This window comes from Amycolatopsis sp. NPDC000009 (assembly GCF_055563465.1).
In genome coordinates this window covers 282,468-301,331 of record NZ_JBVHDI010000002.1, presented here as the reverse complement: position 1 = coordinate 301,331, position 18,864 = coordinate 282,468, and the positions used below count along the sequence as shown (strand labels likewise).

Here is an 18,864-nt window from a genome sequence, read left to right as displayed (position 1 = left end):
GTGATCGAAGGGAACCTTCATGTCGAAGAGATCGGTCCTGCTCCGCGCCGCATTGGTCACGACCGCCGCGACCGCGGCCGTCACCGCGCTCGCGGCCCCGGCGTCGGCCGCGCCGGGCAGTGCGACCCACAACGGCAAGACCCTCTCCGCTTCCAACGCCACCGGCCTTGCCGCCACCGGTGAGACCATCACCGTCACGGGCAGCGGCTACAGCTCCGCCGAGGGCTACTACGTCGCGCTGTGCGCCGTGCCCGAGGACTTCAGCTACGGCACCAAACCGAGCCCCTGCGCGGGCGGCGACGGACAGGGCGGCACCGGCGTCGGCCCGTCCGCCTGGGTCACCAACTTCCCGGGTGGCACCTCGCCGATCGCCTCGAACGGCACCTTCACCACGCAGATCCGGATCGCCGAGGTCAACTCCGGTCTCGACTGCTCGAACCCCTCGGTGACCTGCGCGATCATCTCGCGTCGCGATCACTTCGCCTCGAACGACCGGAACGCGGACGTCTTCATCCCGGTCTCCTTCTCCTGATGGCGGGCCGGTCGCGGGGTAGGGCAGGCCCCACCCCGCGATCGGCGGCCCGCCGGATCCCTTCTCCCCGGGGAAATCCCTAACTTTCGGGGTATGTTCCGGATCGCGGCCGCCGCCGCCCTGCTGACCGTCGCGACGGTCTTGACCGCTCCCGCCGCCCAAGCCGCGACACCCGCCGGCGTCTTCGACGAACTCCTCCCGCGAAGCCTCGCCGAGCACCACATTCCCGGTGCCGCCGTGGTGGTCGTCGAAGGCGGGAAGACCGTGTTCTCGAAGGGTTACGGAGTGTCCTCAGTGGACACTCAGGCCAAGGTCGACCCCGAGCGCACCGGGTTCCTGATCAACTCCGTCGGCAAGTCGATCGCCGCGACCGCCGCGATGCAGCTGGTCGAACAGGGCAAGCTCGCGCTGGACGCCGACGTCAACACGTACCTGAAGTCGTTCAAGATCCCCGAAACCTTCCCCGGCCGTCCGGTCACCCTGTTCTCCCTGCTGACCCACACCGCGGGTTTCGAGGACCGCGTGTACCGGATGTTCACGCCACGGGACGAAAAGCTGCCGGCGCTCGCCGAGCACCTGGCGAACGAGATGCCCACCCGCGTCCGCCCGCCGGGCGAGGTCGCGATCTATTCGAACTACGGCTTCGCGCTGGCCGGACATCTGGTGGAACTCGCGTCCGGACAGTCCTATTCGGACTACGTGCGGCAGCACATCTTCGAACCGGCGGGGATGAAGGACAGCAGCGTCGCCCAGCCCACCCCGGACGTTCCGCTGGCGAGCGGGTACCGCTGGGACGGCGCCGCACAGGTCGTCCCGCCCGCGAACTTCGGCCCCGAGCCGCCGGCCGGTGACGGGAATGTCGCCACTCCGGCCGACATGGGCCGTTACCTGTCCGCGAACCTCGTGCCCGGCGTGTTCAGCCGTTCCCTGCTCGACCAGCTGCACGGCGCGCGGTTCCGCAACGACCCGCGACTGCCCGCGATGGGGTTCGGCTTCTCCGAGCGGTACCTGAACGGCCTGCGCATGGTGGAGAAGACCGGCGACTCACCGGGGTTCTTCAGCGTGCTGGAACTGATCCCCGAGAAGAACACCGGCGTGTACCTGGCGTTCAACGGCGGCGCGTTCTCCGGCGACGCCGCCGCGGTGACCGCCGAGGTGCTCAAAGCCTTCGTCGAACGGCTCCAGCCCGCCGCTCCCGTTCCAGCGCCCGTACCCCTCGCGGGTGATGTCTCGCGGTTCGAAGGCAGCTACGACAACACCCGGCTGGACTACGACAGCTTCACGAAGGTGCGTGCGCTCGCGGGCGGCGTCACGGTGACCGCCGACGGCGACGGCGTGCTGACGACGTCCGGCCTCGGCGAGGGGACCCGGCGATGGACGCAGACCGAGCCAGGGCTGTTCGCCGACGCGGCCGGTGAACGGCTCGCGTTCCGTGAGTCCGGCGGGGAGATGCTGCTCTTCGCGGGCGATGATCCGAACTCTTCCTACGAACGCACGTCGTGGCTCGGATCCCCGTCCACACACCTGCTGATCCTCGGTATCGCGCTGCTGCTCCTGCTGGGCGCGCTGGTGTGGTGGCCGATCCGCGCGTTCGTGCGGCGAGGCCGCGAGCGGAACCCGTCGGCCGCCCGGTTCGCCACCGTCGCCGCCTGGTCCGCGGCACTGGCGGTCCTGCTGTTCACGAGCGGTTTCGCCCTCCTCATGAGCGATCTGAGCGCCGCGGCCGTCGCGCTGACCTCCGGGCACTCCCCCTTGCTGAGCGTCACCTTGCTCCTGCCGAACGTCGTCCTGCTCCTGACCGGCGCGACCGTCGTCTGCACGGTGCTCGCCTGGCTCCGCCGCTGGTGGACCACCCCGGCCAGGATCACCTACACGGTGGTTTCCGTGGCATTGACCGCCTTCCTCGGGGTGATCGCCTCTTATCACCTGGTCGGGCTGCCTTATCTGGCTTGATGACCGGCGTCACATCGCCTTGACCTCCAGCTAACTGGAGCTAGCAGGGTGGGTTTCAGGCGGTGGCCCCACCGGGTACAGCCGCTACGAACGGGTCGTTCCACCTGGGGAGAAACGCGGCGCCCCCGGTCGCCGCAAACGGGTGAAGACGACTAAGTTCGTCCTTGGAAACTTGTGTCGAAGACAGAAGGAGGGCCGATGGCCCGCTACGTGCTCCCGGAACTCGACTACGACTACGGCGCCCTGGCGCCGCACATCTCCGGCGAGATCAACGAGCTGCACCACAGCAAGCACCACGCGACCTACGTCAAGGGCGCGAACGACACGCTCGACAAGATCGCCGAGGCCCGTGAGGCCGGCAACTTCGGCGACATCGTCGGCCTGCAGACCACGCTGGCGTTCCACCTCGCCGGGCACGCCAACCACGTCGTGTGGTGGAAGATCCTCTCCCCGGAAGGCGGCGACAAGCCGACCGGCGAGCTGGCCTCCGCGATCGACGAGGCGTTCGGCTCCTTCGACAAGTTCAAGGCGCAGTTCACCGCGGTCGCCACCACCATCCAGGGCAACGGCTGGGCCGCGCTCTCCTGGGACCCGATCGGCAAGACGCTGATCACCCAGCAGCTGCGTGACCACCACAACAACCTGGTCCTGCCGACCACGCCGATCCTGCTGGTCGACGTGTGGGAGCACGCGTTCTACCTGGACTACAAGAACGTGAAGCCGGACTACGTCAAGGCGCTCTGGAACATCTTCAACTGGGCCGAGATCTCCAAGCGGTTCGACAACGCCGTCGCCGGCGGCAACGGCCTGCTGCTCGGCTGACTCTTCTCGCCAAGAAGCGGGGCTCTCCTTCAGGGAGGGCCCCGTTCTTCGTTTCTTGACCTCCAGCGAAGTCGAGGTGTCAAGGTGGACGCATGGACGTCGCCGCATACCTCGACCGACTCGGGCTCGACCGTCCCGCCACCGCGGACGTCGCCACCCTGCGGACGCTGCAGGAACGCCACCTCGCGGTGGTCCCGTTCGAAAACCTGAGCATCCACCTCGGCGAACCGATCGTCCTGGACACCGGGGCGTTGTTCGACAAGATCGTGCTCCGGCGCCGCGGCGGCTTCTGTTACGAGCTGAACGGGCTCTTCGCCGCCTTGCTGCGGGAGCTGGGGTTCGACGCCGAGCTGAGGTCGGCGAAGGTGTTCCGGCCGGACGGCACCCTCGGCCCCCCGTTCGACCACGCCGTCGTCCACGTCGAACTGGACGAACCTTGGCTGGCCGACGTCGGCTTCGGGCGGTTCAGCCGGTTTCCGCTGCGGCTGTCCGCCACCGAGGCGCAGGCCGACCCGGAGGGTGAGTTCCTGGTCCTCGACGCGCCCCACGGCGACATCGACGTCCTGCGCGACGGCGATCCCCGGTACCGGATCGAGCGGCGGCCGCGGGCACTGGACGAATTCGTCCCGGCGGCGTTCTGGCAGTCGACGTCGCCGGATTCGCATTTCACGCAGGGGCCGACCTGCTCGCTGCCGACCAGGCACGGCCGGGTCACACTCGCGGGCGACAAGCTGATCGTCACCACCCATGGTGTCCGCGAGGAGACCAGGCTTTCGGGTGACCAGGAGATCCTGGACGTCTATCGGAAGGAGTTCGGGATCGCACTCGACCGGGTGCCTTGACCGAATCGGCATGGTCATCGACCATGAACCTCCGGAATGAACGAAGCCCCGCCTCCGGGGGTGACCCGGTTGCGGGGCTTCGTCCGTTCCCGAACTGACTGCCGCTCCCACCACGAAGCGGACATGTATGAGGTTAGCCTAACCTCATCTTCCCGGGCAAGGGGTTCGGCCGAGAGATGCCGATCTCACCCGTCCGGGTGACGGCACACTGGTCCCCATGAGTCTTCTGAGCGGCAAGGCCGTGGTGATCACCGGCTCCGGACAGGGCCTGGGCAGGGCTTTCGCCCACCACGCGGCCGCACAGGGCGCGGCGGTCGTGGTGAACGACGTCGAAGCCGGGCTCGCGGACGAGGTCGCGAGGGAGATCCGCGGCCTGGGCGGGCGGGCCGTGTCCCATGAGGGCTCGGTCGCCGACGCGGAGCAGGCCGCCGGGCTGATCGACCTGTGCGTCACCGAATTCGGCGGGCTCCACGGCCTGGTCAACAACGCCGGCGTCAACTACCGGGCCGATCCGTGGGCGGACGACCCGGCGCGGATGCGGGAAGTGGTCGAGGTCAACGTGCTCGGCCCGCTGTTCTGCGGGACCGCGGCGGCGAAGGTGCTGCGCTCCCAGGGCGGCGGTGTGATCGTGAACGTCGGCTCCGGCTCGATGGTCGGCCAGCGGCGCGCGGCCGCGTACTCGGCGTCGAAGGGCGCCGTCGCCTCCATGACCGCCTCGTGGGCGGTGGACCTGGCCGAACACGGCATCCGGGTCAACGCCGTCGCGCCGGTGGCCTGGACGCGGATGGCCCGGAACGATCCGAGCGTCGTCCAGACCCCGGAACACACCCCGGAACGGGTGGCCCCGCTGGTGACGTATCTGCTCAGCGACCTCTCGGCGGGGATCACCGGGCAGATCCTCCGGTTCCGCGGCGACATCCTGTGCGTGCTGCGGCAAACCGCGATCAAGGCCCCCGTGCTGGAACGGGACGGCTGGACCGTCGAAGACATCGCGGAGGCGGTGGGCGGCGAGCTGCGGGAGGCGCTGGAACCGCCTCCTTCGGCCCGGTGGTCGTGATTGGCGTCGTCGGGGGCGCCGGTCTCGCCACTCAGAAGCCCCGAGAACGTCGCCGGTGGTAATGCCACGTCACGGCCGCGAGCAGCGGTCCCCAAAGCAGCAACGGCGCGTAGAGGACGACGACCAGCCAGTAAGCCCAAGGCTCGCCCGCCAACTCGCCGATGAAGGTCGTGTACACGTACAGGCCTCCGTAAAACGTCGTGGCCACCGCGCCGAGCGAAGAGACGATCACCACCTTGCGGGCGGAAACGGGTTTGCCGCCGACGAACGGGAGCCATCCCGGCCAAGTCTCGCCCCACGGCTGGATGAGACCGAGCGCCAGGAAGGCGACGGCTTCGGAGAACACGGTGAGGAACACGAGATAGAGCGATCCCCAGCCAGGTGTGTTCAGGTTGTCCATTTCGGACTGAGCCAGGCCGAACGGGATCCCGACCGCGAGCCCCAGCCGCCAGAGGCCGGACGGGATGTTCACCAGCGCGACGGTGTGCGCCGACCACTTCGCCCAGCCGGGCACTCCAGGAACGCTGCGGAACGTTGTGGTGTTCATGGTTCGAAGCATCGCCGGATGTGCTTCGGGACGGTTCCCTCTGGTGGTGCTTCGGCCTCCCCCACGAGAGGGGAACGAGATCGTTCTTCCTGCGTACAAGCGACCGCATCACGCTCGGCCGATGACCTTCCTGTCGGCCGCTTCCGCGCATCATCGACATCGTCAGCGCGAAGCCTGCCTCGACGCGCCCGAGTCAGCCGCGACCCTCCCCGAAGACCCACTCCGCGGATCCGCCCATCGGGTTGGCGTTTCGCCGGACAACGGGCGCCCGACGGGCTAGCTTCACACCGTGGCCACCCCGAACGACTACCGAGCCATCGCGCGCAAGACCGACCGTCCGATGTGGATCTGGGCGGGCTGCGCACTGGTCAGTGTCCTGCTGCTGTTCGGGGTGGGTATCGCCGTCGCGATCACCCTGCTGAGCCGGGACGACGAGCCCGAGGCGAAGCTCCCCGAAGTCTGGCCGACCAAGTCGGGACAAGCGCTCCGCCCCGTCGCGATGCCGACGGGTGAGATGGTGGCCGCGCTGACGGACGAAACCGGCGCGCAGGTGCTGTGCCAGGCGATCCCGGAGCAGCGCTGGGAGGAGATCCTCGGCGGTCGCACGCTTCGCGAGGCCGGCCAGTCCTGCCACGCGGTCACCGCGCAGCTCGACGTCAGCGTGCAGATGGCCGCCGCGCTGCCCGAGGACACGAGCCGCGGTATGCCCACGAAGACCACGGTCGCCGGCAAGCTCGCGGTCATCGCCACGGACCGGGACGGCACCAGCCTGAGCGTCGAACTCGTCGAGGTCGCGCCGCACAACGGTGCGTCGCCGGTGCTGCACGTTTCGCTCCGCGGCAGGATCCTCGAGAGCCCCGAAAGCGAGAAGAAGGCGAGGGCGCTCGCCGAAGCACTGATCGCCGGCGTGGCGCCGCCGGGGCCGAAGTTGCCGAAAATCGGCAAGGACGGCGAGATCCCGCTGGAGAAGACCGAACCCGGCCCGATCAAGGACAAGCCGCTCCCCGTGATCTCGTGGCTGCTGTGCGGGGAGCTCGGCCGCACGCTCGGTGTGCCGCCGGACAACGCGAAGCCGACCTTCTTCGCCGGATGCGAGCTGAACGGCGTGACGGCGGACTACAGCGAGCGGTCCTCGGCCGTCGCTCCGACCACGACGATCGCCGGTCTGCCCGCCCAGATCGACGACCGGGGCGTCGTCGTTCAGCTCACCGATGATCCGGACGGACAGACGCTGAAGTTCAAGGGCACCGGCGACCTCAAGGCGATCGCCGAGAAGGCGGTGCCACCGCTGCTCGGGCGCTAAGCGCGGTAGTTCGACAGGAGGTCGCCGAGCAGCGTCTCGTACGCCTTCCGCTCGAACCTCGCCCCGGTGAACCGGTACTCCTCCGGATCGCCGAACGGCTCGTAGTCGGTTTGCCAGCCGAAGGCCCGCCACTCGACCACGTCGTCGCCGAAGACGACCTCGACGCTGTACGCGCCACAGCCGAGATCGCCGCACGCCGGGCACACCAGCAGCGCGACCCGGCCGTCGTCGAAATCGCCCGGCAGGCGGCCCAGGAGACGGCAAAGCGTCTCGACCGCCGCGTCCCGCCACAGCTCGTCGTCCAGGAACAGTGGGGTCCGCTGCTCGGCGGGAACCAAGGTGCGCAGCCCGGCACCGTCGATCGTCCAGTCGAGAAACCCGGTCCCCGACGGTTCGACGCCGAGTCTGTTCACACCCGCTCCCGCTTCAGCACCCGGAGGCCGTTCCCGAACCGCCGCACCGGCAGGCTCACCCCGCCGCGCCGGATCAGCACGACAGCGCAGGCTATCGCGGCGAGCGCCGAGACCGCGCCACCGATGTAGAACGGCGAGCGGCCGCCGAAGGCGTCGGCCATCCAGCCGGTCATCGGGCCGCCGATGGGGTTGCCGCCGATCAGCACCAGCACGTACAGACCCATCACGCGGCCGCGCATCTCCGGGCTGACCGCGGTCTGCACCAGCGCGTTCGCCGTGTTCAGGAAGGTGATCGTGGCGAAGCCGAGCGGGATCAGCGCCAGGCCGAAGGTCAGGTACGTCGGCATGAACGCGGTGATCACCTCGAACGCGCCGAGCAGGAACGCCGAGATCAGCAGCAGCCGCACGCGCGGGCCACCGCGGGTGTTGCGGCGGGCGGACATCAGCGCGCCGGTGAAGGTGCCGACGGCGACCAGCGTCGACAGCAGGCCGTAGCCGTCGGCGTTGGTGTGGAAGACGTTCGCGGCGACGATCGGCAGCGAGGTGAAGTACGTGATGCCGAACGTGCTCACGAAGAACACCAGCACCATCACGGTCATCAGGTCGCTGCGCCGCCGCACGTAGCGCAGCCCCTCGACGAGCTGCCCCTTCTCGCGCGGGATGGCCGGGCCGCGGAAGAGCTTGTCCGGGTTCATCAGCACCAGCGCGGCGATGACGGCGCCCGTGCTCACCGCGTTCGCCATGAACAACCAGCCGGTGCCGACCCAGGTGATCGCGAAACCCGCGATGGCCGGGCCGACGATCCGGGCCATGTTGAAGATCGAGGAGTTGAGCGCGACGGCGTTGGTGACCTTGTCCCTGCCGACCATCTCGGCGACGAACGACTGCCGCGCGGGCACTTCCAGCGACGCCGTCACGCCGAGGGTGAAGCAGAGCAGGTAGACGTGCCAGAGCGCCGCGATCCCGCTCAGATCGAGCGCGCCGAGCACGACCGCCTGCGCCAGCACGGCGATCTGGATGCCGATCAGCAGCCGCCGCTTGTCGACGCGGTCGGCGAGCACCCCCGCCCACAACGAGAGGAACAGCGTCGGCAGGAACTGCAGGGCGACCGCGATGCCGAGCGCGATCGGGTCGTTGCCGCTGAGGGTGAACACCAGCCAGTCCTGCGCGATGCGCTGCATCCAGGTGCCGATGTTCGAGATGACCTGGCCGGTGAAGAAGAGCCGGTAGTTACGGACCTTCAGCGAGGAGAACATGCTCCCGCGCGGCTTCTCGCGGGCGGGCGGTGGCGGTGGAGCGGGTTCCCGGGTAACGGTGGTCTTCGAAGGACACTGTGTTTCGTTACCCGTGGTCGTCACCGCTGTTAGTTCCCCGCCATCCTGTCGATGATCTCGGAGGCGCGAGAGAGCACTTCACGTTCTTCGGCGCTCAACTCCGCCAATTGCTTGTCCAGCCAGATCTCCCGCGCGGTGATCTGCTCGATCACGTAGGCCCGGCCGCGGTCCGACAACTCGACGATGGCCTGGCGGCCGTCCGTCGGATGCGGCCTGCGCTCGACGTAACCCATCTCCTCGAGCGCGGCGATCACCCTCGTCATCGAGGGCGGCTGGACGCCTTCCTTCGCGGCGAGCTGCCCGGGGGTCAGCGCACCGCATTTGTGCAGCGTCGACAACGCGGACACCTGGGTCAGCGAGATGCCGTCACCGGCACGCTGGGCCCGCAGCCGTCGATTCAGCCGCACCACCGCGAGACGCAGGCGGCTCGCCAGTGAGCGCTCGTGCGTGTCTCCGGACATATAGTTAGCATACCTCACGATCGGATCGACGGCCCGTGAGATCGCCCACGGGTGATATAACCGCTGGTCAGCCGAACGCGGCTTGGATGGGGCCGACCGCGAAGTAGGCCACGAACATCACCGCGATTCCCCACATGAGCGGGTGCACGCCCTTGGCCTTGCCGGTGACCGCGCGGATGACGACGTAGCTGACGAAGCCGGCGCCGATGCCGTTGGCGATCGAGTAGGTGAACGGCATGACCACGATGGTCAGGAACGCGGGCAGCGCGACGGTGAAGTCGGCGAAGTCGATCTCCTTGACCTGGCTCATCATCAGCGCGCCGACGACGACCAGCGCCGGAGCGGCGGCCTCGACCGGCACGACCTGGTACAGCGGGGTCAGGAACATGGCCGCGATGAAGAGCACTCCGGTGACGATGTTCGCGAGCCCGGTCCTGGCGCCCTCGGCGATACCGGACGCGGATTCGACGAAGACGGTGTTCGAACTCGAAGACGCGAACCCGCCCGCCACCGCCGCGGTGCCGTCGACGAACAGCGCCTTGCCGACGTTCGGGAGCTTGCCGTCCGCCGGGAGCAGGCCGCCCTCCTTCGCCAGGCCGGTCATCGAGCCCATGGTGTCGAAGAAGTCCGCCAGCACCAGGGTGAACACCAGCAGGACGACGGTGATGATCGGCAACCGCGTCCAGGCACCGAAGGAGATTTCGCCGACCAGTGAGAGGTCCGGGACGCCGAGGACCTGATCGGGCAGCGCCGGGTAGCCGAGGTTCCAGCCCTGCGGGTTCACGCCCTTCGACGGGCCGACCTTGGTGATCGCCTCGATGACGATCGCCAGCACGGTCGAAGCGAGGACACCGATCAGGATCGCGCCCTTGACCCGCTTCGCCACCAGGATTCCGGTGATCAGGAGGCCGACGACGAACACCAGCGTCGGCCACGACGCGATCGAACCGTTGATGCCGAGCCCGACCGGCACGGTCGTCTTCGCGTCGTCCGGGACGCGGCGGACGAAGCCGGCGTCGACCAGGCCGATCAGGCAGATGAACAGGCCGATGCCGACCGCGATCGCGGATTTCAGCGGTGGCGGCACGGCGTTGAACACCGCCGTCCGGATACCGGCGAAGACCAGCAGGACGATGACCAGGCCTTCGATCACCACCAGGCCCATCGCCTCCGGCCAGGTCATCTGGGAGGCGAAGGTGACCGCGATCAGGCTGTTGATGCCGAGACCGGTGGCGATGGCGAACGGGTAGTTCGCGACCAGGCCCATGATGATCGTCAGCACCCCGGCGACCAGCGCGGTCACCGCGGCGACCTGCGAGACGGGGAGGATGTTGCCGAGGACGTCCTTGTGCGCGCCCGCGTCTTCGGCGGAGAAGCTGCCGATGATCAGCGGGTTCAGGACCACGATGTAGGCCATCGTGAAGAAGGTGACGACCCCGCCGCGGATCTCCCGCCCCGGCGTCGAGCCGCGCTCGCTGATCTTGAAGAACCGGTCCAGTGTGGACCGGGTGCGCCGCTCCGCCATTCGCGTACCACCCTTCGCCCGTTGCCGGGTACCCTTCCCCACGTGGGCGAATCGATCAATTCCGGGGAAGTAAACGGTTCATTGCGGCCAACGCCGGAGCTGCGGAAGCGGCTGACCGACCTGACGCCGGTCGTGATCGTAGGTACCTCGCTCTGGGCGGTCGCGACCGTGGTCCTGTTCTTTGTGACCGACGGCATCTGGGTGCAGACGGCGTTCTCCGGCCTCGTGCTCGGCTTCATCGGTCTCGCGATCATCGCCTGGCAACGCGCCGCCGCCCGCCGGGGCTCGAAGAGCGCCCAAAGACTTTAAGAGCGCCCAGCGACTTCAGGAGCCCGCATTTCGTCCTCTGAATGCGGTACTTGCGTGTGCAACTACCGCATTCAGAGGACGAAATGCGTCAGTTCAGGAGGGCCGAAGGCGAGGGATCGTCGAGCAGGGCCGTCAGGACGTGCCGGTCGGCCCATCGGCCGGTGGCCCAGGCGAAGGCCCGGCCGAGGCCTTCGGGGGTGTCGGCCGCGTGCAGCCTGCCGTCGGACCACCAGGCGACCTCGTGTTCCGCGTCCTCGAAGGTCACCGTCAGCGCCTCGTGCAGCAAGACCCCGCCCTCGGGCAGCTCGGCACCCAGCTGATCGGCGGCCAGCCGCAGCGCGGGCAGCTCCGTCCACGGCACGTACTCGCCGTCTTCGGTGACCTTGGCGTCGAGACCGCTCGCCACCGGCAGATCCAGCAGCTCCGCCAGCGCGGTGGCGCCGCTCGCCGACACGACCATCCGCTCCGGCGCCAGCACGGCGGCGAACCACGGCACGTCGAGCACGACGGCGTCGCGAGCGTCGACGGCCGAGCCGTCCGCGGCACGGACGCGATCCGGCGCGGGAACGTCCACTGTGTACTCGGCGAGGGCCGCGTGCGCCCGGGCAGCGAGCCCGGGGCTCACCTCGCGCTCGGGATCACCCAGCCGCTCCAAGAGATCCTCGACGTCTTCGGCGTCGGCCCCCAGCTCCGTCCGGACACCGGCGGCGAGCAGGATCTCCTTGCTCAGTCCCGAATCCGGGACGACGTCGTAGAGCCCGGCCAGCGCGGACGCTTCCGGCATCCGCCAATCGAGCGGCGCGTGCCCGTCGAGCAGCGCGTACCGCGCGAGCCACCAGCCGGTGTGCCCGCCGGGTTCGGTGAGGGCACGCCACGTTTCGGGACGCGCCGCGAGCAGCCGCAGCGCCTCCGGCCAGGCGTCGTCGGCGACGAGATCGAGATCGCGCACGGCCAGCACCCGCGACGGCGGGCGCTCCAGCGAATCCCACCAGTCGTGCTCGTCGGGCAGTCCGTGCTCGGGTTCCAGCGGTTCGTCGTCGGCGATGATCGCGAACGAGTCCAGCACGCCGACCGCGACGAGCGTGGCCGTCGGCCAATCCTCGGCGAATTCCTCGTCCAGCACGGACAAGGCGCCGTCTTCCTCGAACACCTCGGGATCGAAGATGTCACCCAGCGGCGACGTGGGCAGGACGAGCTCGTCCGCGCGCCTCCAGCCGTCCTCGCTCGGCAGCGCCAGCGCGCCCGCCCAGTCAGGGGCTTCGTCGCCGACCTCGGCGATCAGGCGGAGCACCGCGCCCGCGAGGGCCATTCCGTCCAAACCGGACCGGACGTCTTCGACGCTGCGTTCGACGGCGGCGCTCAGCGCGTCGGCTTCGAGCAGGTCACCCGCCTCGGCGTGCTTGGCTCCCAACCGTTCCAGCAACGGATGCGCCGCGGCCGGATGCACCAGCCGCAGGCCGATGATGTCCACATCGGACAGAAGTTCGAGCAGTTCCGCCGAGCCGCCGACGAGCAACGCGTCGCGGACGCCGGGCAGGGTGCGGCCGTCCGACATCGGCACCGGCAACGCGCCGAGGTCGTCCTTGGTGAGGTCGTGCGCTTCGAGCGCCGGGAGCAGCACGTCGTAGAGCGAACGCCACCACGAAGGCTCGCGCTGCGCCCCGGTCAGCAGATCGATGGCCTCGGCGGGCGAAATCGACCGCGCGCCGACCGCGCGAAGGTCCACACCGGACAGTGAAATCAGCCCGGGCGCCAGATCGGCCAGCAGCGGCGCCAGCCCCGGCACGTCCACCGACAGGACACGCGCCTGGCGCCCCGGCAAATCGTCACCTGATTGCGCGGGAAGCCAGGGCGAGCCGGCGAGGTTTTCGAGAATGGCGTCCCGCAGCGTTCCGTCCACAGTGGACCGCGGGAAGTCCGCGCCGGGCACGAGCGCCAGTCGTTCCTTGCCGGGCAGGGAGCGGACGAGATCGACGTACTCCCGCGCGGCGTTCTTCAACGCCGCCGTCAGCTCGGGGCCCGGCAGCGCTCGGCGCCGGGACGGCTCGATGGGCAACGTCGCGATCAGCCTGGCAGGCAGGGAAAGCTCGTCGTCGGTCGGGGTCGGCGCGTGCAGGACGTCGTCACCGAGCGGCCGGGGCGAACCGGCCCCGTCCAGCGGGACGGCCCAGACGACGTCGCCGCGATGGACCTGCCAGTGCTCGGAACCCTCCGGCGACGCGAGCTCGACGACACCGTCGCCCAGCTCGGTTCGGCGCCACACACCGCCATCGACCTCGATGCTTTCGAGCCAGGACAGGGTGAGCAGGAGATCGCCGACGTCGTTCTTCAGATCCTCCAGCAGGGCCCGGCCGTCGACGCCTTCACGCAGCGGCAGCCGGACCTCGGTGGTGAAGCCTTCGGGAACGGGAGGTTCGGCTTCGGCGACCGGCCACGGAAGCCGGAGCACGGGAACGTCACCGGTGCGGCCGGCTTCGGCGCGGGTGCGTTCCGCGGAGAAGGCGACGCCGCCGGTCACCGAAACGATCCTCGGCTCGGCGGAAACCGTGAGCACGGCGGCGAACCCGACGCCGAACCGGCCGACGGTCTCCTCGCCCTTGCCGGAAGCACGAAGGGAGGCAAGTGATTCGACGCCGCGGGCGTCCAGCGGCGCACCGGTGTTGGCGAACCTCAGCTCACCGTCCACAACGGACACCCGGAGCGTGCCGCGGTCACCGGCGGCCAGGGCCGCGTCCGCGGCGTTCTGCGCCAGCTCGACGAACAGCCGGTCACGGTAGCCGCCGACCCGCAGGTCGTTCTCGGTGTTCGTGTCCTCGGTGAACCTCGTCGGCGAATCCGCCCACGCCCGCAGGACGGCGGCCCGGAGCCGCTCGGTGCCGAACGGGTCAGTGCTCACTGGCGCTTTCGGCCTCGACCTGCGCTTCGTCGGCGGTGTCCGGCACGACGGCCTCGGGCTCGACCTCCGGCTGGACCTCGGCGGTTTCCGGCGTCTCGGCCACGGGGGCCTCGGACTCGTCGACGACGGTGGCCTCGGCGGGCTCGGGCTCAGGCTCGGCGGGGGTCTCCGGCGCGGGCTCGAAGTCGATCAGCGAGTCGTCGTAGACCAGCTCCGCCACCGGCACCGACGAGGTCACCTCGACCTCGATCTCGGAATGCGCGCCGCAGCCGTACTCGACGTCGACGACGTGGCCGTCCGCCGGAGAGATGTCGTTGGTGCACGCGCCGAAGGCCGCGCTGAGCGACCCGGCGAGCGGCACGAAGAACCCGCAGCTCCCGCAGACGTCCGGCGCGCTGCGCGCCATGTCCGACCGCGGACCGAACTCGCCGCCGTGCCAGCGGGCGGCGGCGTCGAGCCTGCCGTGCCGGGACAGCACGTGGACCCGGCCGAGACCGGCCTCCATGGCGACCGCTTCGACCGCGGGGTCGTCGGACTCCAGGTACGCCGGGACGAGCCGCGGATCGTCCTTCTCCACCGGGAAGATGTCGCCGACGCCGAGATCGCCCGCCTGGACGCGGCGGTCCCACGGGACCCATGCCGGGGCGACACGCGCCTCCGGACCGGGGATCAGCACGACCTCGCTGACCGTGATCGGCTCTTCGTCGCCGGCGAGCGCGACCGTCACCGACCAGCGCCAGCCTCGATAACCCGACACGGTCGCCTCGAACAGGTGGCTCGCGGAAACCGCGTCCTCCCGGTCGACGCCGACGTGCGCGCCGACCTGTTCGGCACCGGCGTCCTCCAGCACCGCCGCGCGGGCCAGATCGACCGCCTCGGCGAGTTTGCGCTGGATGGAGCCGTCGTCCAGGGTCAACAGCAGGGTCATGCCCCCATTCTGCCGCACGCGATATCGCGGTCCGTGTCAGGCTGTCCGCGTGCGCACGCTGATGACCATGTCGCTCCTGCTGGCCGCCGTCCTCGGTGGCTGCGCCGCCGCGCCGGTGAGCGACGCCGCCCCGCCCGCGCCGGAGAAACTGAAGGTCCGGGTGGTCTCGACGCTGCCCCACGACCCGGCCGCCTTCACCCAGGGGCTCGAGTTCTCCGGCGAGACGCTGTACGAGGGGACCGGCCTGGTCGGGAAGTCGTCGATGCGGGCCGGGCCCCCTGGCGCCGCGCCGTCGGTCCGGCAGGATCTGCCCGGCCTGTTCGGCGAGGGCATCACCGTGCTGGGGCCGACGGCCTGGCAGATCACCTGGAAGGACGGCGTCGCGATCGAACGCGACGCCAAGACGCTGGCCGAGCTGAGGCGCGTGACCTACACCGGCGAGGGCTGGGGGCTGTGCCACCGCGAGGACACCGGGCAGCTGGTGATGAGCGACGGCTCGTCGAAGCTGACCTTCCGCGACCCCGTGACCTTCGCGCCGACAGGCACTGTCGAGGTGGGCCGTGACCAGCTGAACGAGCTGGAATGCGTCGGGACCTCCGTGTACGCGAACGTCTGGCAGACCGACCGGATCCTGCGGATCGACGCCGCGACCGGGCGCGTGACCGGCGAGATCGACGCTTCCGGGCTGCTCGATGCGGCCGAGCGGGGCTCCGCCGACGTCCTCAACGGTATCGCGGCGGTGCCGGGGACCGACGAATTCGTGCTCACCGGCAAGCTCTGGCCAAGGATGTTCCGCGTGAAATTCGTCCCCGCCGCCTAGAAAGCAGTGGTGAACGCGCGAAGCGAGACCCGCGTAAGGCAGGATTGAAGCGTGGGAATCTTCGGCTCGAACTCTGCACCCGACGGCACGCCTTCCGGCAGGCCGGGCAAGGAGCGTGGCCGCAAGAGCAAGCGGAAGTGGACGCCGGAGCCGGGGGCCGCCCAGGCGCGCGACTGGTCCGCGCCCCCGCCGACCCGCGTCGACCAGCAGCCGGTGCCGCCGCGCGCGGCCCGTCCGCAACCCCAGTACCAGCCACATCCGGGCGGGCCGACCGCCGACGAGGCACGCACCAGCGCGATCCCGATGGGGCACCACCAGCCACCGCCTCCGCCTCCGCCGAGGACACCTCCCCGCGGCGCGCGGCCGTATCCGGATCCCTCGCAGCGGCAGACCGAACCCGTCCGGCGTCGTCCGGGCGGGTTCTACGACGAGCACCCTCCGGGCAGCGGCGAATACGAGCACTACGACACCGGCGGTTACGCGGGTGAGCCGCGGGTCGCCGAAGAGCAGCCGCACGAGCATCCGACGACCGCGGTCCCGCCACGCGCGGGCTCCCTGCCGAGGATGCCGAAGAAGATCACGGTCACCCGGGTCGCGGCGATGCGCAGCCGTCAGCTCACCGGGCAGGCCGTCGGCGCCTTCCAGCGCGCGACGAAGGCGGACGGCGCCGACAAATCGGGCCTGACTTCGCTGACGTACGCGGTGATGCTGAACTACGCCAGCGACGCCGCCATGGCGATCGCGCTGGCCAACACCTTGTTCTTCGCCGCCACCAGCGGGGAGAGCAAGGGCAAGGTCGCGCTCTACCTGCTCATCACGATCGCCCCGTTCGCGCTGGTCGCGCCGGTGATCGGCCCCGCGCTGGACAAGATCCAGCGCGGCCGCAGGCTCGCGATGTGCGTGTCGTCGGCGGGGCAGGCGCTGATGGCCATCGTGATGGCGCTGCATTTCGACGACTGGCTCCTGTACCCGGCGGCGCTGGGCATGATGGTGCTCTCGAAGTCGTTCACCGTGCTGAAGGCCGCCGTGACACCACGGGTGCTGCCGCCGGAGATCACGCTGTCGAAGACGAACGCTCGGCTGACCGTGTTCGGCCTGATCGCGGCCGGCGTGTTCGGTGGGCTGGCGAGCGGGGTCAACGCGATCTGGGGTTCGCAGGGCGCCCTGTGGTTCACCATGCTGATCTGTGTCGCGGCCGCGGTGCAGTCGATGCGCATCCCGTCCTGGGTCGAGAAGACCGAGGGCGAGGTGCCTGCGTCGCTGTCCGCGCATCCCGAGCGGCGGGTCAAGAAGCAGCGGCAGCCGATGGGGCGGCAGATCGTCGTCTCGTTGTGGGGCAACGGCACCGTCCGCGTGCTGACCGGGTTCCTGATGATGTTCTCCGCGTTCGCGGTGAAGGCGCAGGCCGAGGGCAGCGGGCAGAGCCCGTTCGACCAGCTGCTGCTGCTCGGCATCATCGGCGCCGCGGCCGGGGTCGGCGGTTTCCTCGGCAACGCGCTGGGCTCGCGGCTGCACTTCGGCAAACCGGATCAGGTGATCCTGGCCTGTGTCGGAGCCTGTCTAGGCATCGCGATCATCGCCACCGTGGCGGCGGGGCTGGCGACGGCGGCGATCGTGGCGCTCGTCGGCGCGACCGCGAGCGCGCTGGCGAAGATCAGCCTCGACGCCGTCATCCAGGAAGACCTGCCGGAAGAGTCGCGCGCGTCGGCGTTCGGGCGGTCGGAGACCGTGCTGCAGATGTCCTGGTGCTTCGGCGGTGCCGTCGGCCTGCTGCTGCCGCCGACGTACTGGATCGGCTTCCTGGTGCTTTCGATCCTGCTGGCCGTCGGGTTCACGCAGACGTTCATGGTGCGGCGCGGCACTTCGCTGATCCCGGGGCTCGGCGGCGACCGGCCGCTGCGCCCGGAGCCGACGAGCGAATCGCCGATCCCCTCGCAGCCCGGTGACTCCCGGTGGCGGCCGGGCTCGTAATCTTCACCGTATGCGGCGACTTCGTATTTTGGCCCTACTCGCGGCGGGTGGTTTCGTGGTGGCCGGTTGTGCGGCCCCCGGCCCCGAAGAGGTGACGTTCTTCGCCGACGGCAAGACGGTGAACGTCTCCCCGCTGGCCTCCTGCGACATCAAGAGCGCGCAGTGCACCACCAGGCCCGACGCCGCGGGCAAGCTGCGCATCCGGCCGGGTAAGCCGGTGCAGATCTCGGTGCCGACCGCGATCGCGGAGTCGCCGTGGAAGGTCACGGTGCAGTACGTGAACGGCAAGGGCGAGCCGCAGGAGCTCAAGCAGGACATCATCACGTCGCTGGACCGCTTCGCCTACACCGTGACGACGCCCCGGCCCGACGACCAGATCCTCGTCGTCGAGGTGGCGCAGGCTTCGGTGATCAGCCAGACGGGGCGTCCGGAGGACGCCGAGGCGGTCACCACGGCCATCTGGTCGCTGCAGGTCGAGCCGCCTGCCGCCTGAGGGAGCAAGGGACCTTTGCTACCACTCGCGGGTCTCCGCCCATGCTCTTCGAGTCCGTGAAGGCCTCCTTGCCTACCCTGAAGGTAGTGAAGGAGGCCTTCACGGACCTGGCCGCGGCCGGAACCCACACGGGTACCGAGACATAGCGCTTGAGGAGAAGGCGCCGGATCAGGGATCGAGGTCCCGGGCGACGGCGCGCATGATCTCGGCGATCTGCTTCGTGTTCTTCCGGTCCGGGTAGCGGTTGCGCCGCAGGTCCGGCTGCACCTTGAGCTCGAGCAGCTTGATCATGTCCTCGATGAGCCCGTGCAGCTCCTCGGCGGGACGGCGGCGCGCTTCGGCGACCGACGGCGGCGGGTCCAGCAGCCGGACGGAGAGCGCTTGCGGGCCGCGGCGGCCGTCGGCGACACCGAACTCGAGGCGCTGCCCGGCCTTGAGCCCTTCGACGCCCTGCGGCAGCGCGGCTTTACGGATGTAGACGTCGGCGCCCCCATCCTGGGTGACGAAACCGAAACCCTTCTCCGCGTCGTACCACTTGACCTTGCCGGTCGGCACTTCCCTCACCAGTCCTTTGCTGTCCTGCTCACAACGAACGCGCCCGGGGGCGTACCCAGGGCGCGCGTCCCATAAGCGTATCTCGCCACACGCCCTGTGGAGA

18 protein-coding genes are annotated in these 18,864 nt (G+C 69.6%); 10 read left to right on the top strand and 8 right to left on the bottom strand.

What is annotated here, in order from left to right:
- The first annotated feature begins 19 nt into the window (after positions 1–19).
- The 5 genes from ACZ3HL_RS07480 (at position 20) to ACZ3HL_RS07460 (ending at position 5,206) form a co-directional block, all read left to right on the top strand.
- Positions 20–532 (top strand): hypothetical protein, encoded by a 513-nt coding sequence (locus ACZ3HL_RS07480; RefSeq protein ID WP_465529467.1) that lies wholly within the window; start codon positions 20–22, stop codon positions 530–532.
- A gap of 93 nt (positions 533–625) precedes the next feature.
- Positions 626–2,485 carry a serine hydrolase domain-containing protein gene (locus ACZ3HL_RS07475; RefSeq protein WP_465529465.1) on the top strand — a complete coding sequence of 620 codons (1,860 nt, stop codon included), beginning with the start codon at positions 626–628 and terminating at the stop codon, positions 2,483–2,485.
- A 198-nt stretch (positions 2,486–2,683) separates the two neighbouring features.
- Positions 2,684–3,307, top strand: coding sequence for a superoxide dismutase (locus ACZ3HL_RS07470; protein ID WP_126730446.1), 624 nt, complete (start codon positions 2,684–2,686; stop codon positions 3,305–3,307).
- Positions 3,308–3,399: 92 nt separating this feature from the next.
- Complete coding sequence (locus ACZ3HL_RS07465) at positions 3,400–4,149, top strand: arylamine N-acetyltransferase family protein (RefSeq protein WP_465529463.1); 750 nt, start codon at positions 3,400–3,402, stop codon at positions 4,147–4,149.
- A 217-nt stretch (positions 4,150–4,366) separates the two neighbouring features.
- On the top strand, positions 4,367–5,206 hold the full coding sequence (locus tag ACZ3HL_RS07460; protein WP_465529461.1) for an SDR family NAD(P)-dependent oxidoreductase: 840 nt from the start codon (positions 4,367–4,369) through the stop codon (positions 5,204–5,206).
- A gap of 31 nt (positions 5,207–5,237) precedes the next feature.
- On the opposite strand, the gene ACZ3HL_RS07455 is transcribed toward ACZ3HL_RS07460, so the two are convergent.
- Positions 5,238–5,753: a hypothetical protein gene (locus ACZ3HL_RS07455; RefSeq protein ID WP_465529459.1), complete on the bottom strand. Its 516-nt coding sequence runs from the start codon at positions 5,751–5,753 to the stop codon at positions 5,238–5,240.
- Between the two features lie 289 nt (positions 5,754–6,042).
- Between ACZ3HL_RS07455 and ACZ3HL_RS07450 the strand changes: the two genes are divergently transcribed.
- Positions 6,043–7,056, top strand: a complete 1,014-nt coding sequence (locus ACZ3HL_RS07450) for a hypothetical protein (protein ID WP_465529457.1) — start codon at positions 6,043–6,045, stop codon at positions 7,054–7,056.
- Here ACZ3HL_RS07450 and ACZ3HL_RS07445 read toward each other — a convergent pair.
- The 4 genes from ACZ3HL_RS07445 to ACZ3HL_RS07430 all read right to left on the bottom strand — a co-directional run bounded on the left by ACZ3HL_RS07445 (position 7,053) and on the right by ACZ3HL_RS07430 (position 10,789).
- Positions 7,053–7,469 (bottom strand): hypothetical protein, encoded by a 417-nt coding sequence (locus ACZ3HL_RS07445; RefSeq protein ID WP_465529455.1) that lies wholly within the window; start codon positions 7,467–7,469, stop codon positions 7,053–7,055. The two genes, ACZ3HL_RS07450 and ACZ3HL_RS07445, sit on opposite strands and share 4 nt — an antisense overlap.
- On the bottom strand, positions 7,466–8,725 hold the full coding sequence (locus tag ACZ3HL_RS07440) for an MFS transporter (protein ID WP_465410802.1): 1,260 nt from the start codon (positions 8,723–8,725) through the stop codon (positions 7,466–7,468). The genes ACZ3HL_RS07445 and ACZ3HL_RS07440 overlap by 4 nt, the downstream gene beginning before the upstream one ends.
- A 107-nt stretch (positions 8,726–8,832) precedes the next feature.
- A complete protein-coding gene (locus ACZ3HL_RS07435) occupies positions 8,833–9,264 on the bottom strand; it encodes a MarR family winged helix-turn-helix transcriptional regulator (RefSeq protein ID WP_016337543.1) in 432 nt (143 codons plus the stop codon).
- Between the two features lie 67 nt (positions 9,265–9,331).
- A complete protein-coding gene (locus tag ACZ3HL_RS07430) occupies positions 9,332–10,789 on the bottom strand; it encodes an NCS2 family permease (RefSeq protein WP_465529453.1) in 1,458 nt (485 codons plus the stop codon).
- 81 nt (positions 10,790–10,870) lie between these two features.
- Between ACZ3HL_RS07430 and ACZ3HL_RS07425 the strand changes: the two genes are divergently transcribed.
- On the top strand, positions 10,871–11,098 hold the full coding sequence (locus tag ACZ3HL_RS07425; protein ID WP_465529997.1) for a DUF2530 domain-containing protein: 228 nt from the start codon (positions 10,871–10,873) through the stop codon (positions 11,096–11,098).
- An 88-nt stretch (positions 11,099–11,186) separates the two neighbouring features.
- Here the strand turns inward: ACZ3HL_RS07425 and ACZ3HL_RS07420 are convergent, their stop codons facing one another.
- Positions 11,187–13,994, bottom strand: coding sequence for a sacsin N-terminal ATP-binding-like domain-containing protein (locus tag ACZ3HL_RS07420; protein WP_465529451.1), 2,808 nt, complete (start codon positions 13,992–13,994; stop codon positions 11,187–11,189).
- Positions 13,984–14,922 (bottom strand): DUF3027 domain-containing protein, encoded by a 939-nt coding sequence (locus ACZ3HL_RS07415; protein WP_465529449.1) that lies wholly within the window; start codon positions 14,920–14,922, stop codon positions 13,984–13,986. Before ACZ3HL_RS07415 ends, ACZ3HL_RS07420 begins: the two co-directional genes overlap by 11 nt.
- Positions 14,923–14,971: 49 nt before the next feature.
- On the opposite strand from ACZ3HL_RS07415, the gene ACZ3HL_RS07410 reads away from it, so the two are divergent.
- From ACZ3HL_RS07410 to ACZ3HL_RS07400, 3 genes are read left to right on the top strand one after another with little or no spacing between them, the layout of a single operon-like run.
- Positions 14,972–15,742: a glutaminyl-peptide cyclotransferase gene (locus tag ACZ3HL_RS07410; protein WP_465410798.1), complete on the top strand. Its 771-nt coding sequence runs from the start codon at positions 14,972–14,974 to the stop codon at positions 15,740–15,742.
- Between the two features lie 51 nt (positions 15,743–15,793).
- Positions 15,794–17,713, top strand: coding sequence for an MFS transporter (locus ACZ3HL_RS07405; RefSeq protein ID WP_465410797.1), 1,920 nt, complete (start codon positions 15,794–15,796; stop codon positions 17,711–17,713).
- Positions 17,714–17,741: 28 nt separating this feature from the next.
- Positions 17,742–18,206 carry a DUF2771 family protein gene (locus ACZ3HL_RS07400; RefSeq protein ID WP_465411204.1) on the top strand — a complete coding sequence of 155 codons (465 nt, stop codon included), beginning with the start codon at positions 17,742–17,744 and terminating at the stop codon, positions 18,204–18,206.
- A 168-nt stretch (positions 18,207–18,374) separates the two neighbouring features.
- Here the strand turns inward: ACZ3HL_RS07400 and ACZ3HL_RS07395 are convergent, their stop codons facing one another.
- Positions 18,375–18,761: a cold-shock protein gene (locus ACZ3HL_RS07395; protein WP_016337551.1), complete on the bottom strand. Its 387-nt coding sequence runs from the start codon at positions 18,759–18,761 to the stop codon at positions 18,375–18,377.
- Between the last annotated feature and the right edge of the window lie 103 nt (positions 18,762–18,864).